At 64.2% G+C, this 23,935-nt stretch carries 25 protein-coding genes and 1 pseudogene; 16 read left to right on the top strand and 10 right to left on the bottom strand.

Annotated features, from left to right (window positions below; genetic code table 11):
* Window positions 1-99 precede the first annotated feature (99 nt).
* The 4 genes from IRZ12_RS00990 to IRZ12_RS00975 all read right to left on the bottom strand — a co-directional run bounded on the left by IRZ12_RS00990 (window position 100) and on the right by IRZ12_RS00975 (window position 3,685).
* Window positions 100-1,236 (bottom strand): LLM class flavin-dependent oxidoreductase, encoded by a 1,137-nt coding sequence (locus tag IRZ12_RS00990; protein ID WP_296463156.1) that lies wholly within the window; start codon window positions 1,234-1,236, stop codon window positions 100-102.
* A complete protein-coding gene (locus IRZ12_RS00985; protein WP_296463154.1) occupies window positions 1,233-2,024 on the bottom strand; it encodes an alpha/beta fold hydrolase in 792 nt (263 codons plus the stop codon). The genes IRZ12_RS00990 and IRZ12_RS00985 overlap by 4 nt, the downstream gene beginning before the upstream one ends.
* A 38-nt stretch (window positions 2,025-2,062) precedes the next feature.
* Window positions 2,063-2,671 carry an NADPH-dependent FMN reductase gene (locus IRZ12_RS00980; protein ID WP_296463152.1) on the bottom strand — a complete coding sequence of 203 codons (609 nt, stop codon included), beginning with the start codon at window positions 2,669-2,671 and terminating at the stop codon, window positions 2,063-2,065.
* A 90-nt stretch (window positions 2,672-2,761) separates the two neighbouring features.
* Window positions 2,762-3,685 (bottom strand): LysR family transcriptional regulator, encoded by a 924-nt coding sequence (locus tag IRZ12_RS00975; protein WP_296463150.1) that lies wholly within the window; start codon window positions 3,683-3,685, stop codon window positions 2,762-2,764.
* A gap of 180 nt (window positions 3,686-3,865) precedes the next feature.
* Between IRZ12_RS00975 and IRZ12_RS00970 the strand changes: the two genes are divergently transcribed.
* Window positions 3,866-4,861: a tripartite tricarboxylate transporter substrate binding protein gene (locus IRZ12_RS00970; RefSeq protein ID WP_296463148.1), complete on the top strand. Its 996-nt coding sequence runs from the start codon at window positions 3,866-3,868 to the stop codon at window positions 4,859-4,861.
* A gap of 57 nt (window positions 4,862-4,918) precedes the next feature.
* Here IRZ12_RS00970 and IRZ12_RS00965 read toward each other — a convergent pair whose 3' ends face one another.
* The 4 genes from IRZ12_RS00965 to IRZ12_RS00950 are packed head-to-tail and all read right to left on the bottom strand — an operon-like array spanning window position 4,919 to window position 8,257.
* Window positions 4,919-5,347, bottom strand: a complete 429-nt coding sequence (locus IRZ12_RS00965) for a nuclear transport factor 2 family protein (RefSeq protein WP_296463146.1) — start codon at window positions 5,345-5,347, stop codon at window positions 4,919-4,921.
* Window positions 5,348-5,349: 2 nt separating this feature from the next.
* A complete protein-coding gene (locus tag IRZ12_RS00960) occupies window positions 5,350-6,126 on the bottom strand; it encodes a fumarylacetoacetate hydrolase family protein (protein WP_296463145.1) in 777 nt (258 codons plus the stop codon).
* Window positions 6,127-6,153: 27 nt separating this feature from the next.
* The gene (locus IRZ12_RS00955; RefSeq protein WP_296463142.1) at window positions 6,154-7,332 is read right to left on the bottom strand and encodes an alpha-hydroxy acid oxidase; all 1,179 of its coding nucleotides are present in this window, start codon (window positions 7,330-7,332) and stop codon (window positions 6,154-6,156) included.
* A gap of 7 nt (window positions 7,333-7,339) precedes the next feature.
* Window positions 7,340-8,257: a TauD/TfdA family dioxygenase gene (locus IRZ12_RS00950; RefSeq protein WP_296463140.1), complete on the bottom strand. Its 918-nt coding sequence runs from the start codon at window positions 8,255-8,257 to the stop codon at window positions 7,340-7,342.
* Window positions 8,258-8,476: 219 nt separating this feature from the next.
* On the opposite strand from IRZ12_RS00950, the gene IRZ12_RS00945 reads away from it, so the two are divergent.
* The 15 genes from IRZ12_RS00945 (at window position 8,477) to IRZ12_RS00875 (ending at window position 22,480) form a co-directional block, all read left to right on the top strand.
* Window positions 8,477-9,598, top strand: coding sequence for a cupin domain-containing protein (locus IRZ12_RS00945; RefSeq protein WP_296463138.1), 1,122 nt, complete (start codon window positions 8,477-8,479; stop codon window positions 9,596-9,598).
* A 107-nt stretch (window positions 9,599-9,705) separates the two neighbouring features.
* On the top strand, window positions 9,706-10,617 hold the full coding sequence (locus IRZ12_RS00940; protein ID WP_296463136.1) for a fumarylacetoacetate hydrolase family protein: 912 nt from the start codon (window positions 9,706-9,708) through the stop codon (window positions 10,615-10,617).
* Between the two features lie 100 nt (window positions 10,618-10,717).
* On the top strand, window positions 10,718-11,884 hold the full coding sequence (locus IRZ12_RS00935) for an ABC transporter substrate-binding protein (RefSeq protein ID WP_296463134.1): 1,167 nt from the start codon (window positions 10,718-10,720) through the stop codon (window positions 11,882-11,884).
* Between the two features lie 2 nt (window positions 11,885-11,886).
* Complete coding sequence (locus IRZ12_RS00930) at window positions 11,887-12,792, top strand: branched-chain amino acid ABC transporter permease (RefSeq protein ID WP_296463191.1); 906 nt, start codon at window positions 11,887-11,889, stop codon at window positions 12,790-12,792.
* A 98-nt stretch (window positions 12,793-12,890) separates the two neighbouring features.
* Complete coding sequence (locus IRZ12_RS00925; protein WP_296463189.1) at window positions 12,891-13,841, top strand: branched-chain amino acid ABC transporter permease; 951 nt, start codon at window positions 12,891-12,893, stop codon at window positions 13,839-13,841.
* The gene (locus tag IRZ12_RS00920) at window positions 13,822-14,595 is read left to right on the top strand and encodes an ABC transporter ATP-binding protein (protein WP_296463133.1); all 774 of its coding nucleotides are present in this window, start codon (window positions 13,822-13,824) and stop codon (window positions 14,593-14,595) included. Before IRZ12_RS00925 ends, IRZ12_RS00920 begins: the two co-directional genes overlap by 20 nt.
* Window positions 14,589-15,287, top strand: coding sequence for an ABC transporter ATP-binding protein (locus IRZ12_RS00915; protein ID WP_296463131.1), 699 nt, complete (start codon window positions 14,589-14,591; stop codon window positions 15,285-15,287). Before IRZ12_RS00920 ends, IRZ12_RS00915 begins: the two co-directional genes overlap by 7 nt.
* A 17-nt stretch (window positions 15,288-15,304) precedes the next feature.
* A complete protein-coding gene (locus IRZ12_RS00910) occupies window positions 15,305-16,333 on the top strand; it encodes a carbon-nitrogen hydrolase family protein (RefSeq protein ID WP_296463129.1) in 1,029 nt (342 codons plus the stop codon).
* 4 nt (window positions 16,334-16,337) lie between these two features.
* A complete protein-coding gene (locus IRZ12_RS00905; RefSeq protein ID WP_296463127.1) occupies window positions 16,338-17,114 on the top strand; it encodes an Asp/Glu racemase in 777 nt (258 codons plus the stop codon).
* Window positions 17,115-17,157: 43 nt separating this feature from the next.
* Window positions 17,158-17,937 carry a GntR family transcriptional regulator gene (locus IRZ12_RS00900; protein WP_296463124.1) on the top strand — a complete coding sequence of 260 codons (780 nt, stop codon included), beginning with the start codon at window positions 17,158-17,160 and terminating at the stop codon, window positions 17,935-17,937.
* Window positions 17,918-18,799 carry an alpha/beta hydrolase gene (locus IRZ12_RS00895; RefSeq protein WP_296463122.1) on the top strand — a complete coding sequence of 294 codons (882 nt, stop codon included), beginning with the start codon at window positions 17,918-17,920 and terminating at the stop codon, window positions 18,797-18,799. The genes IRZ12_RS00900 and IRZ12_RS00895 overlap by 20 nt, the downstream gene beginning before the upstream one ends.
* Before the next feature lie 307 nt (window positions 18,800-19,106).
* Window positions 19,107-19,565: a MaoC family dehydratase gene (locus tag IRZ12_RS00890; protein WP_296463121.1), complete on the top strand. Its 459-nt coding sequence runs from the start codon at window positions 19,107-19,109 to the stop codon at window positions 19,563-19,565.
* A gap of 78 nt (window positions 19,566-19,643) precedes the next feature.
* Window positions 19,644-20,117 carry a MaoC family dehydratase gene (locus IRZ12_RS00885; RefSeq protein WP_296463119.1) on the top strand — a complete coding sequence of 158 codons (474 nt, stop codon included), beginning with the start codon at window positions 19,644-19,646 and terminating at the stop codon, window positions 20,115-20,117.
* 7 nt (window positions 20,118-20,124) lie between these two features.
* Entirely contained in the window at window positions 20,125-21,699 is a 1,575-nt protein-coding gene (locus tag IRZ12_RS00880) for a class I adenylate-forming enzyme family protein (RefSeq protein WP_296463117.1), read from the top strand.
* 13 nt (window positions 21,700-21,712) lie between these two features.
* Window positions 21,713-22,480 (top strand): SDR family NAD(P)-dependent oxidoreductase, encoded by a 768-nt coding sequence (locus IRZ12_RS00875; RefSeq protein WP_296463115.1) that lies wholly within the window; start codon window positions 21,713-21,715, stop codon window positions 22,478-22,480.
* A 31-nt stretch (window positions 22,481-22,511) separates the two neighbouring features.
* Here the strand turns inward: IRZ12_RS00875 and IRZ12_RS00870 are convergent, their stop codons facing one another.
* Complete coding sequence (locus IRZ12_RS00870) at window positions 22,512-23,375, bottom strand: fumarylacetoacetate hydrolase family protein (RefSeq protein WP_296463113.1); 864 nt, start codon at window positions 23,373-23,375, stop codon at window positions 22,512-22,514.
* A 13-nt stretch (window positions 23,376-23,388) separates the two neighbouring features.
* Window positions 23,389-23,935, bottom strand: a pseudogene (locus IRZ12_RS00865) (hypothetical protein); the annotation flags it as partial.

The raw sequence follows: 23,935 nt of genomic DNA, 5'->3' as shown, positions 1-23,935 counted from the left end.
GTTATTTCGTGGCTACGACTGCTCAAAAAGATGCGCCTGCGCCGCGGCGCGCGCCCTCGTGCAGGGGACGCGCCGCGGCGCAAGCGGACGTGAACGTGATCAGGCTGCGTCTCTGAAGTGGGGGATGACCTCCTCTGCGATGGCCTGCATGTTGGCGCGCACCATGTCGTCGGGCATGGTGCCGAACTGGGTCTTGGTCAGCGTCGTGCCAAAGCCCGCCAGTTCCTGGTACTCGGCCAGTTTCTCGCGTACGGTGGCCGGGCTGCCGATGATGACCAAGCCAGATTTCACCAGGTCTTCCGCCGACTGCGGCTTGGAACCCACTGCGCGCGTCGACTTGATGCGCTTCATGGCTTCGATGTTGGTGTAGCCCGGCGGCAGCAGCATTTCCATAGGCATCTTCAGCAGGCGCGTCATGAGTGCTTCCAGGTGCGGCTTGGCTTCGGCCATCGCGCGTGCATCGGTTTCGGCCACGTAGATGCAGTTCGACCACGCGAGTTGGTCCTGGCTTGCCTCATAGCCGGCCTTGCGCGCTTCCTCCCGGTACATGTCGAAGAATTTCTTGACCGTGAGGATGGGGCTCAGGGTCTGGCAATAGGTATACCGGCGTTCCGCGGCCCAGCGGATCGTGCTGCTCGATCCCTGCGAAGGCACCCAGATTGGCGGATGGGGGGCCTGGTAGGGCCGGGGCCACGGGTTCACGTACTGGAATTGGTAGTACTTGCCCGTGTAGGAGAACGGTCCAGGTTCGGTCCATCCCCGCACGATGAGGTCGTGTGCTTCGAGAAAGCGCGCCTGCGATTCGGCCGGGTTGATGCCCATCGCGTGGTATTCGGCGCCGATGCCGCGTACGAAACCCGCGATGAAGCGGCCCCGCGTCAGGTTGTCCAGGATGGCGAATTCTTCGGCCACCATCAGCGGATTGTTCAGTAGCGGCAATGCGCGGCCCAACACGGCGATCTGCGCCCGTTTCACGCTGCGGGCCAGTGCGCCGGCCAGCACGCCCGGGATCGGCATCATGCCGTAGGCGGTTTGGTGGTGCTCGTTCAGGCACACCCCGTCGAAGCCGAGGCGATCCGCGAATTCCATCTGGTCCAGATACTCGTGGTAGAGCTCTGCACCCAGCTTCGGATCGTAGTGGCTATTAGAGAACGTCACCCACGCCGAACCGTTTTTCTGGATCGCTTCCAGGTCCGCATGGCGATAGGGCATCAGGTGGAAATTGAAGAACTTCATGCGGGGCTCCCGATCGAGGCGGTGAATCGTGTCAGCGCGGCCACGGTCTCGGCCGTGCGTTCGAGATGCGGTGCATGGCCGCACTCGCCGAGTTCGACCAGGTTGGCGCGGGCGATGCGGTCGCGCCAGGAGCGGCCGTATTCAGCGGGGAGGATGCGGTCATTCGCACCCCAAAGGACGAGCGTCGGAACGGTGATGCGGTGCAGCCATTTGGCGAGGTCCGGGTCGTGGCCACGGGGCTGCCACGTCAGGCGTGCCGTGATCTCCTTATTGCGCACGGCCAGGTCCAGCTCTTCTTCGGTCGGCTTGCGCTCCAGCACCTTCTCGGCCAGGGCCGGGTCGTGATAGGTGTCGCGCACCAGCTCTTCGTCCGTGCGCAGGAATACGTCGATCGTGGGCACGCCCGGCACGTGGATGCCCTGGGCCGAGATCAGGGTGAGCGAGGCCAGCGCATGGCCGTTGCGCACGGCCAGTTCCGCCGCGATCCAGCCGCCCAGGTCGTATCCGACCAAGTGCACCCCGCTCAGCTTCTGCTGGTCGAGGTAGTCGAGATAAAAGTTCGCGAGATCCCGGACGTTGTCCAGCCACGGGGGCACGGGGCTGCCGCCGTAGCCGGGGTGTTCGGGCGCATGGCAATCGTAGTGCGCGGCGAGCGCCTCGACCAAGGGCTGCGATTCGGCCAGCCCGGCCGGCCCGTGCAGGAACAATAGCGGCTGGCCTCGGCCGGCGCGCGAAATGCGCAGCGCAGTATCGCGCACGCGCAAGGTTGACGCGTCCATTGCGGTCATGGATGTCTCCTCGATGGAACGGTGTCGGCAGCGCCGCTTCAGGCGGCAGCGCGTACCGCGCTAGGGTTGCAAGCCTGGTGGGCGCGCATGCGATGGGCGAATTCGAAGACCTCACGGCCCAGCGTGCGCAGTTGTTCGTCAACGCGGGCGTCGATGCACCGACCGTCTGGCGCGAACGCCGGCTCGGTGCCGCCGATGCAGACGCCGAGGGGCGTGGGCCAGCCGCGCAGCGCATGTACGATGTCGCGCAGCGCGCCCAGCGTGGTGACGGCGCCTTGCCAGCCAGCCGCGTTCGCGATGCAACCCACGGCGCGCCCGCTCAGGTAGGGGCGGGCGTCGTTGCGCAGGTCTTCGACATAGTCCAGCGCGTTCTTGATGAGACCGGACAGGCTGCCGTGGTAGCCAGGCGAAGCGATGATGACACCGTCGGCGCGCCGCAGCTCGGCGACGAGGCGCAGTGCGGCCGGCGTGCGGCTCGGGTCGTGCGGTGCATACATCGGCAGGACCAGATCGTCGCCCGTGAGCAGGACGACTTGTGCGCCCGCTTCGGCGACCGCGTCGAGCGCATGGCGCAGGGCGCGTTCGGTGGACGAGTCGGGACGGGTGGTGCCGCCCAGGGCCACCACGCGTAGCGGGGAGGGGTTCATGCCTGTCTCCGTCGTTTAATACATAGCTAGCTATGTATTACGCTCTCCGGCGCGCGAAAAGTCAAGTGGCGCCAATGCAGCAGAACGGCGTCAGTCCGCCAGGCCCTTGCTCCATGACTTCGGGGTCTTGGCCCATTCCTTGAGGAATTCGAGGAAAACCTGGACCCGCATGGGCAGATTCTTGCGCGAAGAGTAAATGGCGTAGACGTCCAGGCCCGAAGGAACATAATCGGGAAGGACGACCTGCAGTTCGCCTCGTTCGATTTCTTCTGCCACCATGTAGTACGGATGCATGGAAATGCCCATGCCGGCCAGCGCCGCTTCCTTCAGCGCATCGCCGAAGTCCGAGCGCAGCGGGCCTTGGACGCGGACGGAGACCGGCCCTTCCGGCCCCTTGAAGTTCCAGGTGGCGGTAGGCGATTTGTTCCAGTTGACCAAGCATTTGCAATGCTGGAGATCGCTGGGATGTGCCAGCGGGCCGGTCTTGGCGAGATAGGCCGGGGAGGCGACCAGCGCTTGGGGGGCTTGGGCGAGCGGAATGGCGATGAAGCTCGCGTCCTTCAGGACGGGCACGATGATGATGCCCACGTCCAGGCCTTGCTCGACGAAGGTTTCCTGTTTACGGACCGTGAGCAGGCTGAGTGCGATCTGGACGTCAGGGTAGCGCTCGTGGAATTCATAGATGACGGGCAGCAGGCGCTGCGTGCCGAAGGCGGGAGGCACGCCCACCCTCACGACGCCGGAGACGTCGCGCGACAGATCGAGCACGGATTCGCGCAGGTCGTCGTAGCGCTTGAGGAGCTCCAGCCCGTTCTCCAGGACTTGCAGTCCCGCCGGCGTCAGTCCGAGCTGCTTCGTGGTGCGGTTGAGCAGCTTGACGCCCAGCGACCGTTCCAGCCACGCGACCTGTTTCGTGCAGGTGGCCCGGGATACGCCGAAATGTTGGGCGGCGCCGGCGAAGCTATTGCGCCGGGCCACTTCGACGAACATGCGTAGGCAGCTGAGTTGATCCAAGCCCGCGTCCTTGATCGTTTCTTCTTGGGAAATTTCAAATTTAGCACCGCTGCCTTGTTGATCAGCGCCTGCGCACGAATAATCCCCTCGTTCATTGTTTCGAAACCGACATCACCCCTATTCCGGCGCCATGCCGTTGCTGAGCACAGGGCGTCCGTCCTATATATCCGGAGACTCGTCATGTTCCAACCTCCCTCCTCCTTCGCCCGCCGTCGATTCGCCGCCCTGGCGTTCGCGTTCGCCGCGGCTGGAACCGTGGCCGCGCCCGCGGCCGCGCAGAATTTCCCGACCCATCCCCTGCGCATGGTCGTGGCCTATGCCCCGGGCGGCGCGACCGACATCGTTGGTCGCATGTTCGCCCAAGAAATGTCCGAAATCCTGGGGCAGTCCGTCGTGCTCGAGAACCGGGCCGGCGGCGGCACGTTGGTGGGCACCGAGTCGGTCCGGCGTTCCGCGCCGGACGGCTACACGCTGTTGTTCGGCACCAATGCCTTCGTGATCACGCCGTTGCTGCACGACACCAAGACTTACGACCCGGTGGTGGACTTCCAGCCCATCGGCCAGGCAACTGTGCAATCGCTGGGCATTCTCGTGACGCCCGGCCTCAAGCTTCGCACGGTCAAGGAGTTCATTGAGTACGCCAAGGCCAATCCGGGCAAGATCAATTTCGCCTCGTCGGGCAACGGCTCCGCCCAGCACTTGGCCGGCGAGGCCTTTGCCAAGGCCGCCGGAATCAAGATGGTGCATGTCCCGTACAAGGGCACGGGTCCCGCCATGGCGGACCTGCTGGCCGGGCGGGTCGACGTCATGTTCAGCTCGCTGGTCGGCAACATGGAACATGTTGCCGAAGGCAGGCTGGTGCTGATCGCGACGACGGGCTTGAGCCGTTCGCCCGCCACGCCCAATGTGCCGACCGTGGACGAAAGCGGGCTCAAGGGCTTCCAGGCCGAAACCTGGCAGGCTATCCTTGCTCCCGCCGGCACGCCTGGGCCGGTGGTCCAGCGCTTGAACGAAGCCTTGGTCAAGGCCGGCAAGTCGCCGAAGATCATCCAGACGCTGGCTGCGCAGGGAATGGAAGTGCGCACCACGTCCGCCGAGGAACTGCGTCAACTGCTCGTGCGCGACACTACGCAATACAAGGCGTTGCTGCAGCAGACCAAGAACACGCTGCAATAACGCAGGGGTGATTGCCAGAAACTCGTCTTGCCCGTGCGGCAAGACGAGTTTTTTTATTTAGTTTCCGAAGCGGCGCTGTCCACGCTTTTCTTCCACCAGCCAGCGTCCGTCTGCTGCCCGGGAGAGGCGTTCGCGATAAAACGTGATGGACAGGGGCGGTGGCAGGGGCACGGGGCCAGTCGGCGCGGCCGGCGCATCGACCCGATAGACCAGCGTCATGTAGCGCGCACAGGCACGGTCCGGCGCCTCGACGTCAATGACGAGGTTCTGCACCAGATGGGCCGTGGTGCGCCCGGCAGGGCGATCCGCCAATGCCTGGCGAACTTCGGCCGGCCCCTGCAGGGCCCGGCCCTGGCGATGCCAGACGCCTCGTTCGGCCATGCAGGCCGCGACGGCGTCGAAATCGCCGCCGTCCAGGGCGAGGTAGAAGCCGTGGATGGCTTGTTGGCAGCCGGTCACGGCGGCCCAGCGTTCGAGATCGGTCATGGTCATCCTTGGACGAAGGGGTTGCGCAGGGTACCCAGTCCCGTGATCTCGACCTCCACCACGTCGCCCGCCCGCAGGTCGGGCGATTGGCCGTCGGTGCCCATCCATACGACGTCCCCTGGGTAGAGCGTCAGGTACTTCGTCATGGCGCACAGGAAAGTCGGGATGTCGAAGATCATCGCGGCCGTCGCGAATTCCGTGGTGCACCTGCCGTTTACACGCACGCAGGTCCGGGCGGCACGCAGGTCGAACTCGGTTTCTATCCAGGGCCCCATGGGCTTGAACGTATCGGCATTCTTGGCGCGCCAGAACGTGCGGTCCGAGCGTTGCCAATTGCGTTCGCTCACGTCGTTGCCGATGGTGTAGCCCAGCACGCAGTCCATGGCATTGTCGGGCGTCAGGTGCCGGGCTTGTTTGCCGATCACGACCACCAGCTCGCCTTCATAGTGGATCGTCCGCGCGTCGGGCGGTATGACCACCTCGTGCCCGTGCGGTACCAATGCGTTATTGGCGCGGTAGCCGATGTCTGCCTGCTTGGGCAGCTGCGGTTCCTCGCCCCGCTTGCGGGCCGCCTCGATGGCATGCTCGGCGTAGTTGAGGCCGGCACAGTAGAAGGTGCGCGGGATGACCGGCACTTCCAGTCGCACGCTTTGGAAATCGACCCATTCGTCCGTGCGGACGTATCCGTCGAAGGGGGAGCCTTCGACCCGGTTGACCCGGTCGTCTTCGACGAGGCCGTAATGGGTGCCTTGGCTATCGGTGAATCTTATCCAGCGCATGGAGGGTTCTCTTGATGGGTTTTGTCGTTACGGCTGCGTCGAAAAGTGCGGCGGCGCCAACAGGCTCGCGTCGATATCCTCGATGCGCCGGGCCCCGCACAATTTCATGGCGCGCACCAGTTCCTCGGTCAGTATCTGCAAGGCCCGGTGCGCGCCGGCGTCACCGCCGGCCACCGCGCCGTATAGCGTGGCCCGGCCGACCAATACCCCCTCGGCACCCAGTGCCCGGGCCTTGAGAATGTCCACGCCGCGCCGCACGCCGCCATCGAGCCACACCGGGATGCGGCCTGCCACTGCCCGGACGACGCCGGGCAGCGCATCGAGCGTGGCGCATGCGCCATCCAGCTGGCGCCCGCCATGGTTGGAGACCACCACGGCATCGGCGCCGAGCTGCACCAGCTTCTCGGCGTCGTCCGGCCGCAGCACGCCCTTGACGATGAGCTTGCGTGGCCATCGGTCGCGAACCTGGGCCAGGCGGTCCCAATCGAACGACGGGTCGTAGTTGCGGCCCACGGCCGAGGCCAGGCCAGCGACTGTCGTGACGTCGCGCTGCAGGCCGATCAGGTTCTTGTTTACCGGCATGCCGTGCCGCAGCAGCGAAAACGCCCAGCGAGGATGCATTGCAACGTCGCCGAAGCTGCGGTAGGTAAGCCGGAACGGCGTGCGGAATCCGTTGCGAACGTCGCGTTCGCGTTTGCCGCCAACGGGCAGGTCGACGGTGATGACCAGGGCTTCGTAATCGGCGGCGCGCGCCCGCTCGATCAGCGAATGGAAAAAGTCCTGGTTCTTCAGCACATAGGCCTGGAACCAGAGGCGGCCGGGCGCGATGCGCGCCACTTCTTCGATGGAAGCGGTGGCGCTGGTCGAGAGCGTATAGGGGATGCCGAACTGTGCCGCTGCCTTGGCAATGGCCAGGTCGCCGCCGTGCCGTCCGTAGCCTACGCCCCCGGTGGGCGCGATGGCCAGCGGAAAGCCGGCCGGCGCCCCCAAGGCGGTGCACCGGGTCTGGACCTCGGCGACGTTCACCAGGGTGCGCGGCAACAATCGCACGCGCTCGAAGGCACGGCGATTGTCGTTCAGGGTGAGCTCGTTCTCCGCGCCGCCGTCGAAGAAATCGAAGACCAGCCGGGGCAGGCGGCGGCGCGCCGCCTCGCGCAGGTCATCGATGGATTGGGCGCGGGCGATGTTCCGGTCGAAGAAACCCATGGCGCGCTCAGTGTTGGGCAGCGTCGCGCGCCGGTCGGAGTGCAGCCGGCAGGAATGACGGATCGCAAATGCGGTCAGCCAGCACCTGGCAGCGCTTGATCAGGCGATGTTCGTGCGGCAAGTAGTCGGGCCAGGCAGCGTGCAGCGTGCCGATGTGGTCCCACATCAATACATCGCCTTCGGTCCACTCGTGCGTGTATTGGTACTTGGGCTGCAACTGGTGGGCGAACAGCCGTTCGAGCACTTCGTCGCTTTGCTGCGCGTCGAGTTCGTTGATGCGGATGGCGTAGCCCGGATTGCAGTACAAGACCTTGCGGCCGGTAATGGGGTGGTCCAGGAACACCGGATGCGTGGAGGGCGGGCGCTTGGCGCGTTGCTCAGGGGTGAGGGGCGGCCGCGTGCTGCCCGGGCGCGAACGCATGTTCTCCCAGAACTTGTTGAAGTCGTGGGTGGCGGTGGCGTTGGCGAGCAGCTGCTTGAGGTCTTCGGGCAGGTCGTCGTAGGCGGCGTGCATGTTCGCGAAGCTAGTGGATCCCAGCGCGCGGCCGTCCCGGCGCGGCACCTTGATCGCGTACAAGACGTTCACGAAGCCGACGGTCGCGTTGTACGACATGTCGGTATGCCAGTCCTGCCCGGCGTCGGCAATGCCTATCGGTTTCCCGTTCTCGACGATATTGGAAAGAATGCTCACTTCAGGGATGCCCGGCTCGTTCGCATCCGAGACGGTGCGCTGGAGGCCGCCGAAACGCGCCGAGAAATCCCGCAAGTGCGCCGGCGTGATGGATTGCCGCGGGAAGCGCAGCACGCCGTGCCGGCCGAGCGCTTCCAGCAGCGCTGCGAAGTCTTCGTCGGACAACGGGCGGGAGAGGTCCAGCCCGAGTACGTCTGCGCCAAGTATTTTTCCGGTGGGAACGATATCCAGCATGATGATTCCTGTCTGCCTGTTCGATGGCGAAATGGTAGGCAGCGGCGGGCCATTTGGACATCCTCGGGGCGCAAACTTGTTATTTCCCGATGAGAAACAACTGAATGGGGAAGCGAGCATGGCCCCTGGTAAACCCTAGGTCAAAACTGCTTGTGGACGATCCGGGCCGGCGATAGTATTTCGAAAAGATAATATGTTTTATAAAAGATGGAGTGGAGCATGGCTCGCTACGATGCCTATCGAGAAGAGGTGCTCGGCCGAGCGAATGTGAGCGACACGCCGGAGCTGGTGTCGTACTACGAGGAACTGGCCAAGTTCGAAACCGGCGCGCTTTGGACGGTCGCGAACAAAATCGAGCCGTGGCAGCCGCAATCGGATTCGGTGCCGGTGCTCTGGCGATATAAAGACCTGAGGGAGCACGTCCTGCGTTCGGTGGACCTCGTCAAGCCCGAGCAGGCCGGGCGGCGCGTGATCTACTTGAATAATCCGGGACGCCGCGAAGTGTCGGCGGCGGTCGGCTGGCTCTATTCTGGCCTGCAGGTCATGCATCCCGGGGAGGTCGCGACGGCGCATCGCCATTCCTCCAGTGCCCTGCGGTTCATCATGGAAGGCCGCGGCGCCTACACCATCGTCGATGGCCACAAGATGACCCTGGGCGCCAACGATTTCGTATTGACGCCTAACGGCACCTGGCATGAACACGGGGTCAGCGAAGACGGTACGCCCTGCATCTGGCAAGACGGCCTGGACATTCCCCTCGTCAATGCCCTGGAGGCGGGCTTTTACGCCGTCCATCCCGATCTGCACCAGGCCGTGACTTTCCCGGTGAACGATTCCACGGCGTCGTGGGGCGGTGCCGGGCTCCGTCCCTATGGCGACAGCTGGAGCAAGCCGTATTCGCCGCTGTTCAAGTACGAGTGGGAGCCTACCTACGAGGCCTTGCGCCGCTACGCGGCCACCACGGCAGGCAGCCCGTACGACGGGGTGATCATGAACTACGTGAATCCCGCCACGGGCGGACCGGTCATGTCCACCATCGGCGCCAGCATGCAAATGTTGCGGCCGGGCGAGAAAACCAAGGCTCATCGCCATACCGGCAGCTTCATCTACCAGGTTGCCAAGGGCAAGGGGTACTCCGTCATCAACGGGCGGCGCTTCGACTGGGAAGAGCGGGACATCTTCTGCGTGCCCTCCTGGGCCTTCCATGAGCATGCCAATGCGTCCGAAAGCGAGGATGCGTGCCTGTTCTGTTTCAACGATTTGCCGGTCATGCACGCGCTCCGGCTTTATTGGGAAGAGGCCCTGGTCGACAACGACGGCCATCAACCGATAGTCGCCTAGTCTTTCCTCGCGGGCGCGGCCCGCTTTCTTTCAACCGCATGTCGTATATCGCGGGCTTCGGTCCGCAGGGATTCTTGTCGCCTCGTGCGACCTACGGAGTAGAAAAAATGCGTCTTGTGACTTATCGCACCGCCGTTGCCGAAGCAGCCAAATTAGGTGCCGTGGTGGGCGATCGCGTGATCGACCTGGAACGCTTGGGTTCGGCAGCCGGCGTGCCGCTGCCTGGCGACATGCTGGCCTTCATCGATCTCGGGCCCGATGCGGTGAATGCGGCCACCGGGCTGTTGAAGTCGTACGAGGGCAAGTGGCCGGTCGGGACCTCGATCCCGCTCGAAAACGTTCGCCTGCTGGCGCCGATTCCGCGTCCCCGCAAGAACATATTCGGCATCGGCCTCAATTACGTCGAGCACGTGGAAGAGTCCAGCCGTTCGCTCGACACCTCAAAAGATCTTCCCACCAAGCCGGTCATTTTTTCCAAGCCGCCCACCAGCGTGATCGGGCCGGGCGAGGCCATCGAGCACAACGCCAAGATCACCCAGCAATTGGATTGGGAGGTCGAGCTCGCCGTGATCATGGGCCGGCGCGCGCAGCGCGTGGCTGAGGCGGACGCACTCAATTACGTCTTTGGCTATAGCGTCATGATTGACATCAGTGCGCGCGACTGCCGACGCGCCGGGCAGTGGATCTATTCGAAAGGGCAGGACACCTACGGACCGTTCGGCCCCTGCATCGTCACAGCCGACGAAATTCCCGATCCGCACGTCCTCGACCTCTCGCTCACGGTCAATGGCGTGACCAAGCAGAGCTCGAACACTCGCCACATGCTGTTCAAGGTGCCGCATCTCATCGCGGATATCAGCGCGGCGATGACACTCGAAGCCGGCGACATCATTGCGACGGGTACGCCCGAGGGAGTGGGCGCCGGCCGCAACCCGCAAGAGTGGCTGTGGCCGGGCGACGTAGTCGAGGCCACGGTGGAGAAGATCGGCACCCTGCGTCATCCGGTGGTAGCCGTCTAGCCGGGCTTTCACGCCGGGCCGGCGCGTACTGCATGTCGGCTCGATTCCGCCTCGTTGCGGGCTTTCCAGTAGTTGCGGTACATCCTTGGGGAACGACCATATGATCTCGACTAGGATCCGGGGCGTGCTCTGCGCGCTTCTCGTTGCAGGTACCGGCGTCGCTCAGGCTCAAGCGCCGGTCAAGATAGGATTCATCACGACCCTCTCTACGCCAGCAGGCTATATCGGGGAGGACGAACGCGACGGCTTTAGCCTCGCGATCAGGCAAGGCGGCGGTAAGTTGGGCGGCGTGCCCGTGGAGCTGGTGATCGAGGACGACGCTCTCAAGCCTGCCAATGCGAAGCAGGCCGCGGACCGCATGTTGCAATCGGGAATCAAGCTCTTTACGGGCGTGAACTTCTCGAACGTGCTGGCCGCCGTGGCGCCGGGCGTGTTGCGCGAAGGCGCTTTCTACGTGAGCTTGAATCCCGGGCCGTCTACGTTTGCCGGGGAAAAATGCGACAAGAATTACTTCGTCGCGTCTTACCAGAACGATGCATATCACTCCGCCGGCGGCCATGCCGCGAACGAGCTCGGGTACAAGCGCGTCGTCCTGCTGGCGCCCAATTACCAGGCGGGGCGCGATGCCATGGCCGGATTCAAGCGCACCTACAAGGGCGAAGTCATCGCCGAAATCTATACCAAGCTCGACCAATCGGATTTCTCGGTGGAGATGGCACGCGTCCGCTCACTCGCGCCGGATGCCGTCTACCAGTTCCACCCGGGCGGTTCGGGCATCAATTTCGCGAAGCAGTACGCCAACTCGGGGCTGAACAAGGTCGTTCCGATGCTGATGCCTGCCTTCTCCATGGATGGACGCATGCTGGCGGCAACCGGCCCCTCCGCTGAAGGCTTTTACATCGTGGGCATGTGGTCGACCGAAATGGACAATCTGCAGAGCCGCGCCTTCGTAAAAGCGTTTACCGAGACCTTCGGCCGCAAGCCCACCGACTATGCGATGCAGGCTTACGACACAGCCTTGCTGATTGCTTCGGCATTGAAGGCAGTCGGCGGTGACCTGTCCCAGGGGGAAGCATTCCGCGCTGCGATGCTCAAGGCGGAGTTCCCGACGCTGCGAGGCAAGTTCCGCTTCAACCACAACCAACATCCGATCCAGGACTACTACCTCATGCGGGTCGAGCGCAGCGGCAATGAGTTCGTGCCCAAGGTCGTCCGCAAGGTGGTGAGCGACGACAAAGACGCTTACGCCGATCAGTGCAAGCTCTGATCATGGCGCTGCTCATCGAACAGCTGCTTAACGGCCTGCAGTACGGCGCCATGCTTTTCATGCTGGCGTCGGGGCTGACCCTCATCTTTGGCATCATGGGGGTCATCAACCTCACGCATGGGTCGTTCTACATGGTGGGGGCCTACTGCGGCGCTTTCGCGCTCGGCCAGACCAACTCGTTCGGGGCCGCCGCTGCGGCTGCGTTGGCCGGCGCGGCGCTCTACGGACTGTTGGTCGAATTCGCCGTGATCCGGCGTCTCTACCAGCGAGATCACCTATACCAGGTGCTCGCGACGTTCGGCCTCATTCTGTTCACCAACGAAGCGGTCAGCATGGTGTTCGGGCGGCAGCCCCCGATGGTGGAGATCCCTGCCTTTCTCCAAGGAACCGTGACGCTCGGGCCAGGATTCGAGTATCCGATCATGCGCCTGGCATTCATCGCGGTTGGCGCGCTCGTGGCGCTCGGGCTGTGGTTTCTCATCAATCGGACCCGGGTCGGCATGCTGGTGCGCGCGGGAGCGGACGATCGCGAGATGGTGGCTGCACTCGGCGTCGACATCCAGCGGCTTTACACCGTGGTGTTCAGCCTCGGGGCGCTGCTTTGCGGCCTGGCGGGCGTCATGGCAGCGCCGCTCCTGGCGGTGGAGATAGGCATGGGCGAGCGCGTGCTGATCACGACCTTCGTGGTGATCGTGATCGGTGGCGTCGGTTCAGTGCGTGGTGCGCTGGCGGGCGCGCTGCTGGTGGGGATGGTAGACAGCCTGGGACGAGCTTATTTTCCGCAAATCCTGCAAGCCATGCTGCCGCCGGAAGTTGCCGACATGCTGGCGGCAGGATTGGTGTCTGCCAGCGTCTATGTGCTGATGGCGATGGTCTTGATTTTTCGGCCGAGGGGGCTCTTGGGATGAATCGAACGATCGATATCGCAACGCCGGACTCGGGCCGTTCCGGACCCGGTTTGGAGAGAGTGTTCACGCAGTGGAGCCGCCGTACGCTGTTCGGCTGGATGGGCTTGTTCCTCCTGGCCTTGGTGCCGGTGGCCTCCCATGTCACGGACACTCCTTACCTAGTCAGCGCCATGACCCGGTTCGTCATATACGGCCTGGCAGCAGTGAGCCTGGATTTGGTGCTGGGCTATGGCGCCTTGGTCAGTTTCGGGCATGCCATGTTCTTTGGCCTGGGCGGCTACGTGGTAGCCATTGTCACTTTCCACGCGGTGGAGGCGGGTCCGCTGTTCGGCTGGCCGGGCACAACCTCGGCCTTGGTGCTGTGGCCGCTTGCGCTGGCGTGCTGCGCCTTGCTGGGGGTGGTCGTGGGATACCTGGCTCTTCGCACCAGCGGCGTGCAGTTCATCATGATCACCTTGGCTTTTAGCCAGATGGTGTACTTCATACTTGTCTCGTTGCAGGTATATGGCGGGGACGATGGCCTGATGCTGTCTCGGCGAAGCGAGCTGCCCGGCATAGACCTGAATGAGCCGGTCAGTTTCTATTACCTATGCCTCGTGCTGTTGGCAGCATGGACGTTCTTTTGCATCAGGCTGGTCGACTCGCGTTTCGGCATGGTGCTCCAGGCTTTGCGCCAAAGCGAGCGCCGCGCGGTAAACCTCGGGGCCGCCCCCATTCCCTATCGGCTCACCGCGTTTGTGATCTCAGCCGTGGGTACTGGCATGGCTGGCATTTTGTGGGCCAATTACGCCGAACTGGTCACTCCCGACATGGCATCGTGGACCAAATCGGGCGAGTTAATGGCCATCGTCATCCTTGGAGGAGTGGGCACGCTGCTTGGGCCCATCGCCGGCGCAGCGGTATTCCTCGGTCTGGAGCAGGCGCTGTCGGCCTGGACCGAACACTGGATGTTCATTATGGGGCCGGTCCTGGTGCTGGTGGTGCTCGCCGGCAGGAACGGCCTGTTTGGTCAATGGCTGAGAAAGCGCAATGGGCAAGCAAGACAATAGCGCGGGCGAAATCCTGCTCGACGTGCGAGGGTTGCGTAAATCGTTCGGCGCAGTGGCCGCTACCCAGGACGTACACCTGGATGTCCGCGCAGGCGAGATCCATGCCCTGATCGGGCCCAACGGAGCCGGCAAATCGACGTTGATTGCGCAAATTTGCGGAGAGATCCGTCCTGATGCCGGGGAGATTCGCCTCGCCGGACGCAGCGTGACCGCAATGCAGCCGTACGAGCGCGCCAGGCTAGGGCTCGGCCGCTCGTTCCAGATCACACAACTTTGCCAGGAATACACCGCACTCGAGAACGTGATGCTGTCCCTCACGGTCGGGCCGCGCACGATTTTTTCCGTCTGGTCCGACCCTCGGCGCGATGCGGGGCTGATCGAGCGCGCACTCGGCTGGCTGGACGAGGTCGGGTTGGCACATCGCGCAGACGTTCCCGTAGCCGACCTGGCGCATGGAGAGCGGCGGCAGCTGGAGCTGGCCGTCGCGCTCGCGCGCGAGCCACGCCTGCTGTTACTGGACGAACCCATGGCAGGAATGGGGCCCGAGGAGTCGGCGCGGATGACACGCCTCCTGGCGAGCATGCGTGAACGTTACGGGATCTTGCTCGTGGAGCACGATATGGACGCCGTATTTGCGCTGGCGGACCGAATTAGCGTGCTGGTCTACGGCAAGCTCATTTTCACGGGGACGTGCGAGGAAGTGCGCAGGCATCCAGAAGTGCGCAGCGCTTATCTGGGGGACACAGTATGTTGAGCGCGGAAGACGTGCGGGCGGGATACGGGTCGAGCGAGGTGCTGTTCGGCATGTCGTTCGAGGCGGCCCGAGGAGAAGTCGTGTCGCTCATTGGCCGCAACGGCATGGGCAAGACCACCACCGTTCGCACGCTGATGGGCATGCTACCGGTGCGTGCTGGCAACATCGTGATCGACGGGCAGCCGGTGGTCAACCGGCCACCCCATGCCGTGGCGCGGCTGGGGGTCGGTCTGGTGCCGGAGGGGAGGCGCGTGTTCGGGTCGCTGACAGTCGAAGAAAACCTGGTGGCTACGCGCCGCGCCGGACGAGGCAAGGTCGAATGGGATCTTCCGCGCATTTACCAGCTTTTTCCGCGGTTGGGCGAGCGGCGGCGGCAGTCGTCGCGCACGTTGTCGGGCGGCGAGCAGCAAATGCTGGCCATAGGCCGGGCGCTGATGACTAATCCGCTCTTGCTCGTGCTCGATGAGGCCACCGAGGGCCTGGCGCCCATTATCCGGCAAGAGATCTGGCGCTGCTTGGCCGTCCTCAAGCGAGAAGGTCTCACCATTGTCGTGATCGACAAGAACCTGGCCGAGATGCAGGATCTGGTAGACCGGCATCACATCGTCGAGAAAGGCAAGGTAGTGTGGGCCGGCAGCCCCGGCGAACTGTCTGCCCAGCCCGAGCTGGCTCAACGCTATCTCGGCCTTTGATTTCACAAGGACTGAACATGCTGACGCTCCCCCGCTTCAAGGCCGCCGCGGTGCAGGCCGCCCCGGTTTACCTGGACACCGACGCCACCGTCGAGAAAGTCTGCGCGCTTATCGAGGAGGCGGCAGGCAACGGCGCCTCGCTCGTCGCTTTCCCTGAAGTATTCGTGGCGGGTTATCCGTACTGGAACTGGATCATGACGCCTATCGAGGGCAGCCCATGGTTCGAGAAACTGTGCCGCTGCGCAATCGAGGTTCCCGGCCCGGAGATCCGCCGCATCGCCGCCGCCGCCCAGGCATGCGGGGTGCACGTGGTGATCGGCGTGAACGAGCGCGCCGCACACGGGGTCGCCACGATCTACAACACGCTGGTGACGATAGGCCCCGACGGCAAATTGCTGGGCCGCCACCGCAAGCTGGTTCCCACCTGGGCCGAAAAGTTGACGTGGGCAAATGGCGACGGATCGTCGCTGCGCGTGCACGATACCGCCATTGGCAAGCTGGGGGCGCTCGCATGCGGCGAGAACACCAATACCCTCGCGCGTTTCGCGCTCCTCGCCCAGGGCGAGCTGGTGCACGTTGCGAGTTACATCTCCCTGCCGGTTGCCCCCGCCGACTACGACATGGCCGAAGCCATCAAGGTGCGCGCCGCGGCCCACAGCTTCGAAGGCAAGGTCTTCACCATCGTGTCGTGCTCGACCATTTCCGAGGAAATCGTCGAGGCAATGGCGGCTACCCATCCTCACACCCGCGATTTGCTGCGTCGTTCCAATAGCGCGTTCTCAGGCGTGCTCGGCCCGGACGGGCGCGTGATCGGCGAGCCGCTGATTGACCGCGAGGGCATCGTCTATGCCGATATCGATCTTGCCCGCTGCATCCAGCCCCGCCAGATGCACGACATCATTGGCCACTACAACCGCTTCGATGTGTTTGACCTGCGCGTGAATCGCCGCTCGCAGCAGCCGGCGCAATTCTTGGACGACGACGCGTTGCGCGATGAGTTCCCGGAGGCGCCCGCGGTGCCTCATCCGACATCTACCGAGGTATGAATCCATGATTCCCGTGCCAAGCCGCGCCCCCGGCGCGCCCATCAAGATTGGCCAGATCGTTCCGTCGTCCAATACGACGATGGAAACCGAGATTCCGGCCATGTTCCGCATGCGCGAGGCCGTGGCACCCGAGCGCTTCACCTTCCACTCCAGCCGCATGCGCATGAAGAAAGTGGTCAAGGAGGAACTCGAAGCCATGGATCGCGACAGCGACCGCTGTGCGATCGAGCTGTCCGATGCGCGCGTGGATGTGCTGGGTTACGCCTGCCTGGTGGCCATCATGAGCATGGGCAAGGGCTATCACCGCGTGTCCGAGGCGCGCCTGCACCAGCGCACGGCCGAGAACGGTGCCCCTGCGCCCGTGGTCACCAGCGCAGGCGCCCTGGTCGAGGGGTTGCATGCCTTGGGCGCCAAGCGGGTGTCGGTGGTCTGCCCGTACATGAAGCCGCTGACGCGCCTCGTCGTGGAATACATCGAAAGCGAAGGCATCGAAGTCAAGGACTACGTCGCGCTCGAGATCCCGGATAACCTGCAGGTGGCGGCGCAAGACCCGGCGCGCCTGCTCGAGATCTACAAGCGCCTCGATCGCGGCAACATTGACGCCCTGGTGCTGTCGGCCTGCGTCCAGATGCAATCCCTGCCGTCCATCCAGGCAGTACAGGATGAATCGGGCATTCCCACGGTTTCCGCCGCGGTGGCGACTTCCTGGCAAATGATGCGAAAACTGGGCCTGTCCACCAACGTTCCGGGTTGCGGCGAATTATTATCTGGGAAGTATTGAATCACCGCTCCCCAAGGGGCGGAGCTTGCCCAGGAGACGATGCTTGAAACCAAGAGTCAAGGCCACCCGGCAGAGCCCCGAACGGTCTTACGATGCCCTCGGCGGCGGGGTCGAGGAGATCACCTTGGCCGAACAGGTCTATCGCGCGCTTCGGCGCGATTTGATCTCCGGAGAAATCGAGCCAGGACAGTCGTTGCGCCTGGAATTCCTCAAACAGCGCTACGGCATTAGTTTTTCGCCCATACGCGAGGCCCTGAACCGCTTGCAGAGCGAACGCATGGTGGTCTCTACCGCCTCGCGCGGCTTCCGGGTCGCGCCGTTCTCGCGCGAAGAGATGTGGGATGCCGCCGAGACCCGCATCCTCATCGATTGCGAGGCCATGCGCCGCTCGCTCAAGAACGGCGACGATGCCTGGGAGACCCGGTTGGTGGCTGCTTATCACGCGTTGAACCTGGCGGCCAAGCGCGTGCAGGGCATGCCCGAGCCGGACGCCGAGGCGAGCGAGCTTCTAGAGCAGCGTCACCTCGACTTCCATCAGGCCCTGATCGGGGCATGTGGGTCGCGCTGGCTGACGGAGCTGTCGATGCAAATGTATACGCAGACCGAGCGGTATCGCCGCCCCACGCTGCGTGGCCGCTCCGGATGGGGCGACATCGATCGCGACGTGGGCCGTGAGCACCAAGAGTTGATGGACGCGGCGCTCGCTCGCGACAGCGAGCGAGCAGTGCGTTTGCTGGCGGAACACTATCGGACTACGGTAGCGCTGATCGAACGCTTCGCTTCTTTCAATGACGAGCCTTCGCATGAACCCCAGGATGCCTGACCTGCTGTTTTCCGATCTTGCCGAGCGCGCGGTCCAATACAACGCGCGCGCCTCCGTACCCGATTTCGACGCCTGTGTGCGCGAGTATGCCGAACTGGCCGCGGTGGCCCGCAGTCGCTGCGCTGCTGTGCCCGATCTCTACTACGGCATGGGCGCGGCCGAGCGGCTTGACATTTTCCTGCCGCGGGCCGATTGCCGGCCGGCGCCGGTCTTCGTTTTCATCCACGGCGGTTATTGGCGTTCGCAGACCAAGGAAGACGCCCCGATCATGGCGCCGGTGTTCAACGCCGCGGGCGTGGCGGTGGTGCCGGTGGAATACACCCTGCTGCCCGAGGGCACCTTGGGCGAAACGGTGCGCGAGGTCCGGTCTGCCATCGCCTGGATCTACCATCATGCCGAACAGTACGGCCTTGACCGGAACCGCATTTACGTGGGTGGGAGCTCGGCGGGCGGCCACTTGGCGGGGATGCTGGCCGCTGCCGGGTGGCAAGACAGGTACCGCGTGCCGGATGACGTCATCAAGGGCGTGGTGGCCTTGAGCGGCCTGTACGACATACGGCCCCTATGCGACATCAACGTCAACGAGTGGCTCCGGCTGTATCCCGACCAGGCCGAGCGGCTGAGCCCGCTCTTTCACCTGCCGCGGCCCGGGCTGCCCATGATCGTCTCGGTCGGGGGCCTGGAGACGCAAGGGTTCAAGAACCAGACCGCCGCCTACGAGGCCGCGTGCCGCGAGGCGGGCCTGGACGTCCGGCGGGTCGATGCCCCGCACTGCAATCACTTCAACCTGCTTTGCGAATTGGCCAAGGCCGACAGCCCGCTCACGCAGGCGACGCTGAAGATGATCGGGGTTTCCCGGTAATAGGCCTCGAGCGGCTTTTCGCCCTGACTGGCCTCTGGGCGTGCCGGCACGCGGGTGTCGCCCAGAGGTTTTCGCTCTCCGAAAACTATCCAAAAATGACTTGAGCGGGCCTCGGCGGCCGGAGCATGCTCGCTTCTTCGTTGGGGCCCGGCACACGACCGGGGAGGAAGGGTCGCGCGTGGGGCCGTGCGTTCCCGCTGGCCGCGACCGACACATCGAGGAGACGATTCATGGAGTACGGGATACCACTGCGCCGCGCCGCTTGCCCGCGGCAGGCGCCTTGCCAGTACCGGAGGGTAGCGAGCCGATGAGCGCCAGCGTGGAACAAGGCCGCCGTTTCGAGGACTTCCGGGTGGGCGAGCGGTGGACGAGTGAACCGTTCACGATCACCGCCGAGGAAATCATGGCGTTCGCGCGGGAGAACGATCCGCAGCCCATGCATACCGATCCCGCTGCCGCGCAGGCCGGACCGTTCGGGGGGCTGATAGCCAGCGGCTGGCAGATCGCCGCGCTGGCGATGCGTGCGTTTCTCCGGGCAGGCGGTTACGGCAAGACGCCGATGATAGGCATGGGCGTGGACGAGTTGCGCTGGCTCAAGCCGGTCCGTGCCGGCGATACGCTGGTGGTGGAGCGGGAAATCATCGAGACGATCCGTTCCAAGAGCCGGCCCGACGTCGGCACGATACGCACGCGGGTCCAGGTGCGCAATCAGCATGGCGACGTCGTCATGTCGATGATCTCGCTGGGGCGCGTGCCCGCCCGATGAGCGCTGCCGCCCGGCTTCCGGCGTGGCCCGGTTCGGCCGCGGGCGGCGATGCAAACAGAATACAGAATAGGAGGTGACATGGTAGTCCTGGACCGCCCTGCCGACCTGCAGGCCTGGGTAGGCAAAGAGATCGGTGTCAGCGAATGGCTGGCCATCGATCAATCCCGCATCGACGATTTCGCCCGGCTTACCGGGGACGACCATTGGATTCACGTAGACGTGGAACGCGCTCGCCGGGAGATGCCTGGCGGCAAGACGATCGCGCACGGTTTCATGACGCTGTCCCTGATTCCTTATCTTGCGCGCTCCATCTACACCATCAAGCATCGTGGCCGCGGGCTCAACTACGGCACCAACCGGGTCCGCTTCATCAACCCAGTGCAGGTCGGTGATCGCGTCCGGCTGCGCCAGCGGATCAAGGCGGTGGAGCGTGGCGAAGGCGGAGGCCAGGAAGGCGCGACGCGCGTGACCTCGGAATGCACGATAGAAATCGAGGGCAAGGCGCGTCCGGCCGTGGTCGCGGAGTTCTTGGTGCTGATCTATGACGAATGAGGCGGCCATGGCGGAGACCGTCCACGACATTCGAGCAAGACTCGGGCAGCAGCCCTTCGTCGATTTTCCGGCGTTGATCGCACGTCACGCCAAGGAGCGCCCGCAGGCACCGGCTTTCCGATGCGGGGCGGAGGAGCTGGGTTGGGCCGATCTCGTCCGCCAAATGGACCGCGTGGCCGGTGCGTGCCTGGCTTCGGGCCTGGTTGCCGGGGACAAGGTAGCGCTGCTTTCTGCGCCTTGCTTGCGGGCAATCGAGACATTCTTCGGCGCGGTGCGCGCGGGATGCTGCATCGTCCCTCTGGCGACCTCGGCGACGGCCGAGGCGCTGCTCGGCATGCTGCGCGATTCCGACGCACGGTTGCTGGTGGCGGATGCGGCCGGATGCGAGCTGCTGCGGACCGTGGAACCGGCGCTGCGCGACGCGTTCGCCGGCCGCCTGGTCGCGCTCGATGGCGCCACCTCGGGCTGGGCCGAATGGGAGGCTTGGCTGGCAAGAAGCCTGCCCGTCGGCACTATCGAGTACGGTGCGGACCAACCCTTCAACATCATCTACAGCTCGGGAACCACCGGCCATCCCAAGGGAATCCTCCACCACCACGGCATGCGGGCGCGCCAGGCGATGCGGCGCAATTTCGGCTTGGGGCCGGGCAGCGTCATGCTCTTGTCCACGCCGCTTTATTCGAATACGACCTTGCAGCCGATGCTTGCTACGGTTGCGGCCGGCGGCCTGACCTTATTGATGCGTAAATTCGACGCCGGGGGCTACCTGGACCTGTGCGCCGAGCATAAGGTCACGCATACGATGCTGGTGCCGGTACAGTACCAACGCCTGCTCGCGCACGAGAACTTCGGGCGGACCGATCTATCGTCGTTCGTCCTCAAGCAGTGCACGGGCGCGCCGCTCGATGCGCGCCTCAAGGCGCTTATCCTCGAGCAATGGCCCGGTGGCCTGCGCGAGATCTATGGCATGACGGAGGGCGGATGCAGCTGCGTACTCGATGCCCATGAGTATCCGCACAAGCTCGGCACCGTGGGCAAGCCCGCCGCCGACCATGACATGCGCATCATCGACGAGGATGGCCGCGTCTTGCCACAGGGCGAGGTTGGCGAAATCGTCGGCTGGTCGCCCTACATGATGGCTGGCTACTACAAGCAGCCCGAAGCCACGGAGGCCTTCTATTGGCGCGACGAGACGGGCGTGGCCTTTCATCGTAGCGGCGACATCGGCCGTTTCGATGAGGACGGCTTCCTGGTCCTGCTCGACCGCAAGAAAGACCTCATCATCTCGGGCGGCTTCAACATCTATGCCACCGACCTCGAGTCCGTGACGGCGTCTCACCCGGACGTGGCAGACGTCGCCGTGATCGGCATTCCCAGCGAACAGTGGGGCGAGACACCCTTGGCGCTGGTGGTGCGCAAGCCCGGCGGCACGGTCGATGCCGAGACGTTGCGGGAATGGGTCAATGCCCGGGTCGGCCGCACGCAGCGGCTCTCCGCGGTAGAGTTCCGGGACGAGCTGCCGCGATCGGCGCTGGGCAAGCTGCTCAAGCGGGAGCTGCGCGAACCGTATTGGAAGAAATGAACGAGGGGACGAAATGGAAAAGGTTTGCCTGGTGACCGGCTCGACCGGCAGAAACGCGGCCGGTTCGGCCACGATCAAGTATTTTGCCAAGCAGGGGTGGCGCGTCGTCGTCCACTATTCGCGCGACACGGCGGCGGCCGAAGAGGTCGCCGAGGAGTGCCGCAAGCTGGGCGCGGCCGACGTCCTCGTAGCCAAGGCCGATGTCACCAGCGATGAGGCTTGTCGCGCCATGGCGGCCGAGATCGAGCAGCGGTGGGGCCGGCTGGATCTCCTCGTCAACAACGCGGCCGTGACCACGTTCAATGATCACAAGAACCTCGACGGCCTCTCCTTCGAAGACTTCCAGCGCGTCTTCGCCGTGAACGTCTCGGGCGTGTATGTCGTCACCCGCGCGGTTGCCACCTTGCTGCGCGGTACGGGAGGCGCATCAGTCATCAACATTTCATCGGTCGGTGGCTTGCGGGGGACGGGCTCGAGCATGGCGTATGCCGCTTCCAAGAGCGCGCTCAACGCCATGACCTTCTCCCTCGCGCGCGTCCTGGCACCGGAGGTGCGGGTCAACGCCTTGTTGCCGGGCTTCATCGAAGGCGATTGGATGATCAAAGGCGTGGGCCAGGAGCGCTACGATGCGCTGCGTGCCGCCCTCATCGCGAAGAATCCGTTGAAATCCGTGCAGACACCGGAGGACATCGCCGAAGCGGTATGGTGGCTCGCGCACGGACCCGCGGCACTGACGGGAGAACTGATCCAGATCGATTCGGGCGGGCGACTGGTGGTGTAGCGGCGGGCGGCGCCGGCCACGAGCAAGGGCATCAAGCCGCTCGCACGTCCACCTGCATCGATCCCAATCCTTCAATGGAGCAAAGGATGCGATCTCCCGGAACCACGCGGCTGACGCCCGACGATGTGCCCGTCATGATCACGTCTCCCGGCCACAGGGTGCAGTATTCGCTGATCCAGGCGATTTGTTCCGCAATCCCCATGATCATGTCCCGCGGGTAACACGATTGCCGCCGCGAGCCGTTGACGTCCAGCCACATGAAAAGCGACCCGGGATCCGCAATCTGGTCGGCAGTCGTCAGCCAGGGGCCCAGCACGGAGTAACTGTCGAGCGATTTGCGCATCGAACGGTCTTCAGGGCCGCGTACGACCATATCGAGGCCGATGCAGTAGCCAGCGATGTATCCGGCAGCGTCTTCGGGCCGGACGCGATCGGCACGTCGCCCAATGACGACGGCAAGTTCGAGTTCGTGATGCGTCTCCCGCTCGGGAAACCGGATTGCAATTCCTTCGGATGGGCCAACGAGGGAACTGGATGCCTTCAAGAAAAATCCTTGCTGCCGGATCGATCCGGTGTAGCGGTTGGTGAAGGTTTGGCGGGCCTGCTCGACTTCATCGACGTGGTCCTGGTAGTTGACAGGAATGCCCACGATTTTTCCCGGGCGCCGCACGGGGCTCAGCCACGCAGTGGCGTCGTTCACGGTTAGCTTGGGCGCGCCGTCGATGGCCCTGGCCACCGCCTCCCGAACGCGCGGCAGGTGAGAAATCAGCCAATCCACGTGGCCATCATCGATGCTCGGCGCCGGAAGTTCCGCGAGGATCGCGGTGACGTCGCGCCATGTGTCGCCGTCCAGGCTGGCGGCGAGTGTGCCGCCATGAATCCATCCCAGTTTCATTGGGCTCCTCGGTCTAGCAAGTAGGTTCGATCTTCGCTTCGTAGCACCCCAGCCACCGCATCAATGGGGCATTGCTGACGACGAACAGCCGGGACCGCTTGCTGAGCGAAACGTGGCGGGCCCACTGCCCTCGCGGGATGGTGAATACGTCTTTGCTGCGCCAGTCGATTCGCATGTCGCCAATTTCGCTATACCCCTCGCCTTCCACCACGCAGCACAGCCTATCCTCGTACAGGCAGTGTTTCGCGACGGCGGTATCCTGCTCGAGCTGCTGGAGCGAGCACGACAGTGTATGCAAGGCGTCGTCACCGGTTTCCGGGGTCACGTATCGCAGCTCGCGCAAGCCGACGGCATTGACCGGGCAATGAGGCAGGGCTGCCGATGCCCAGGCGTACGGATAACGGTATTGCGTCGATGCCTTTTCAGGCGAATCGGTGACCGGAACCATGCCCGGCGCGTAGGCCACGTCCGGAATGTGGGAGGGGAGGCCGTAGGGTGGGCCTGCCTCGAACTTGATGGTCTGCAACGCGATATGCAGCGGGACGTCGAGTACGTCCAGC

It is taken from the genome of Pigmentiphaga sp. (genome assembly GCF_019689535.1).
Lineage (GTDB): Bacteria > Pseudomonadota > Gammaproteobacteria > Burkholderiales > Burkholderiaceae_B > Pigmentiphaga.
Note: the sequence above shows the minus strand (reverse complement) of the source record. Positions and strands in the feature narration are given on the sequence as shown.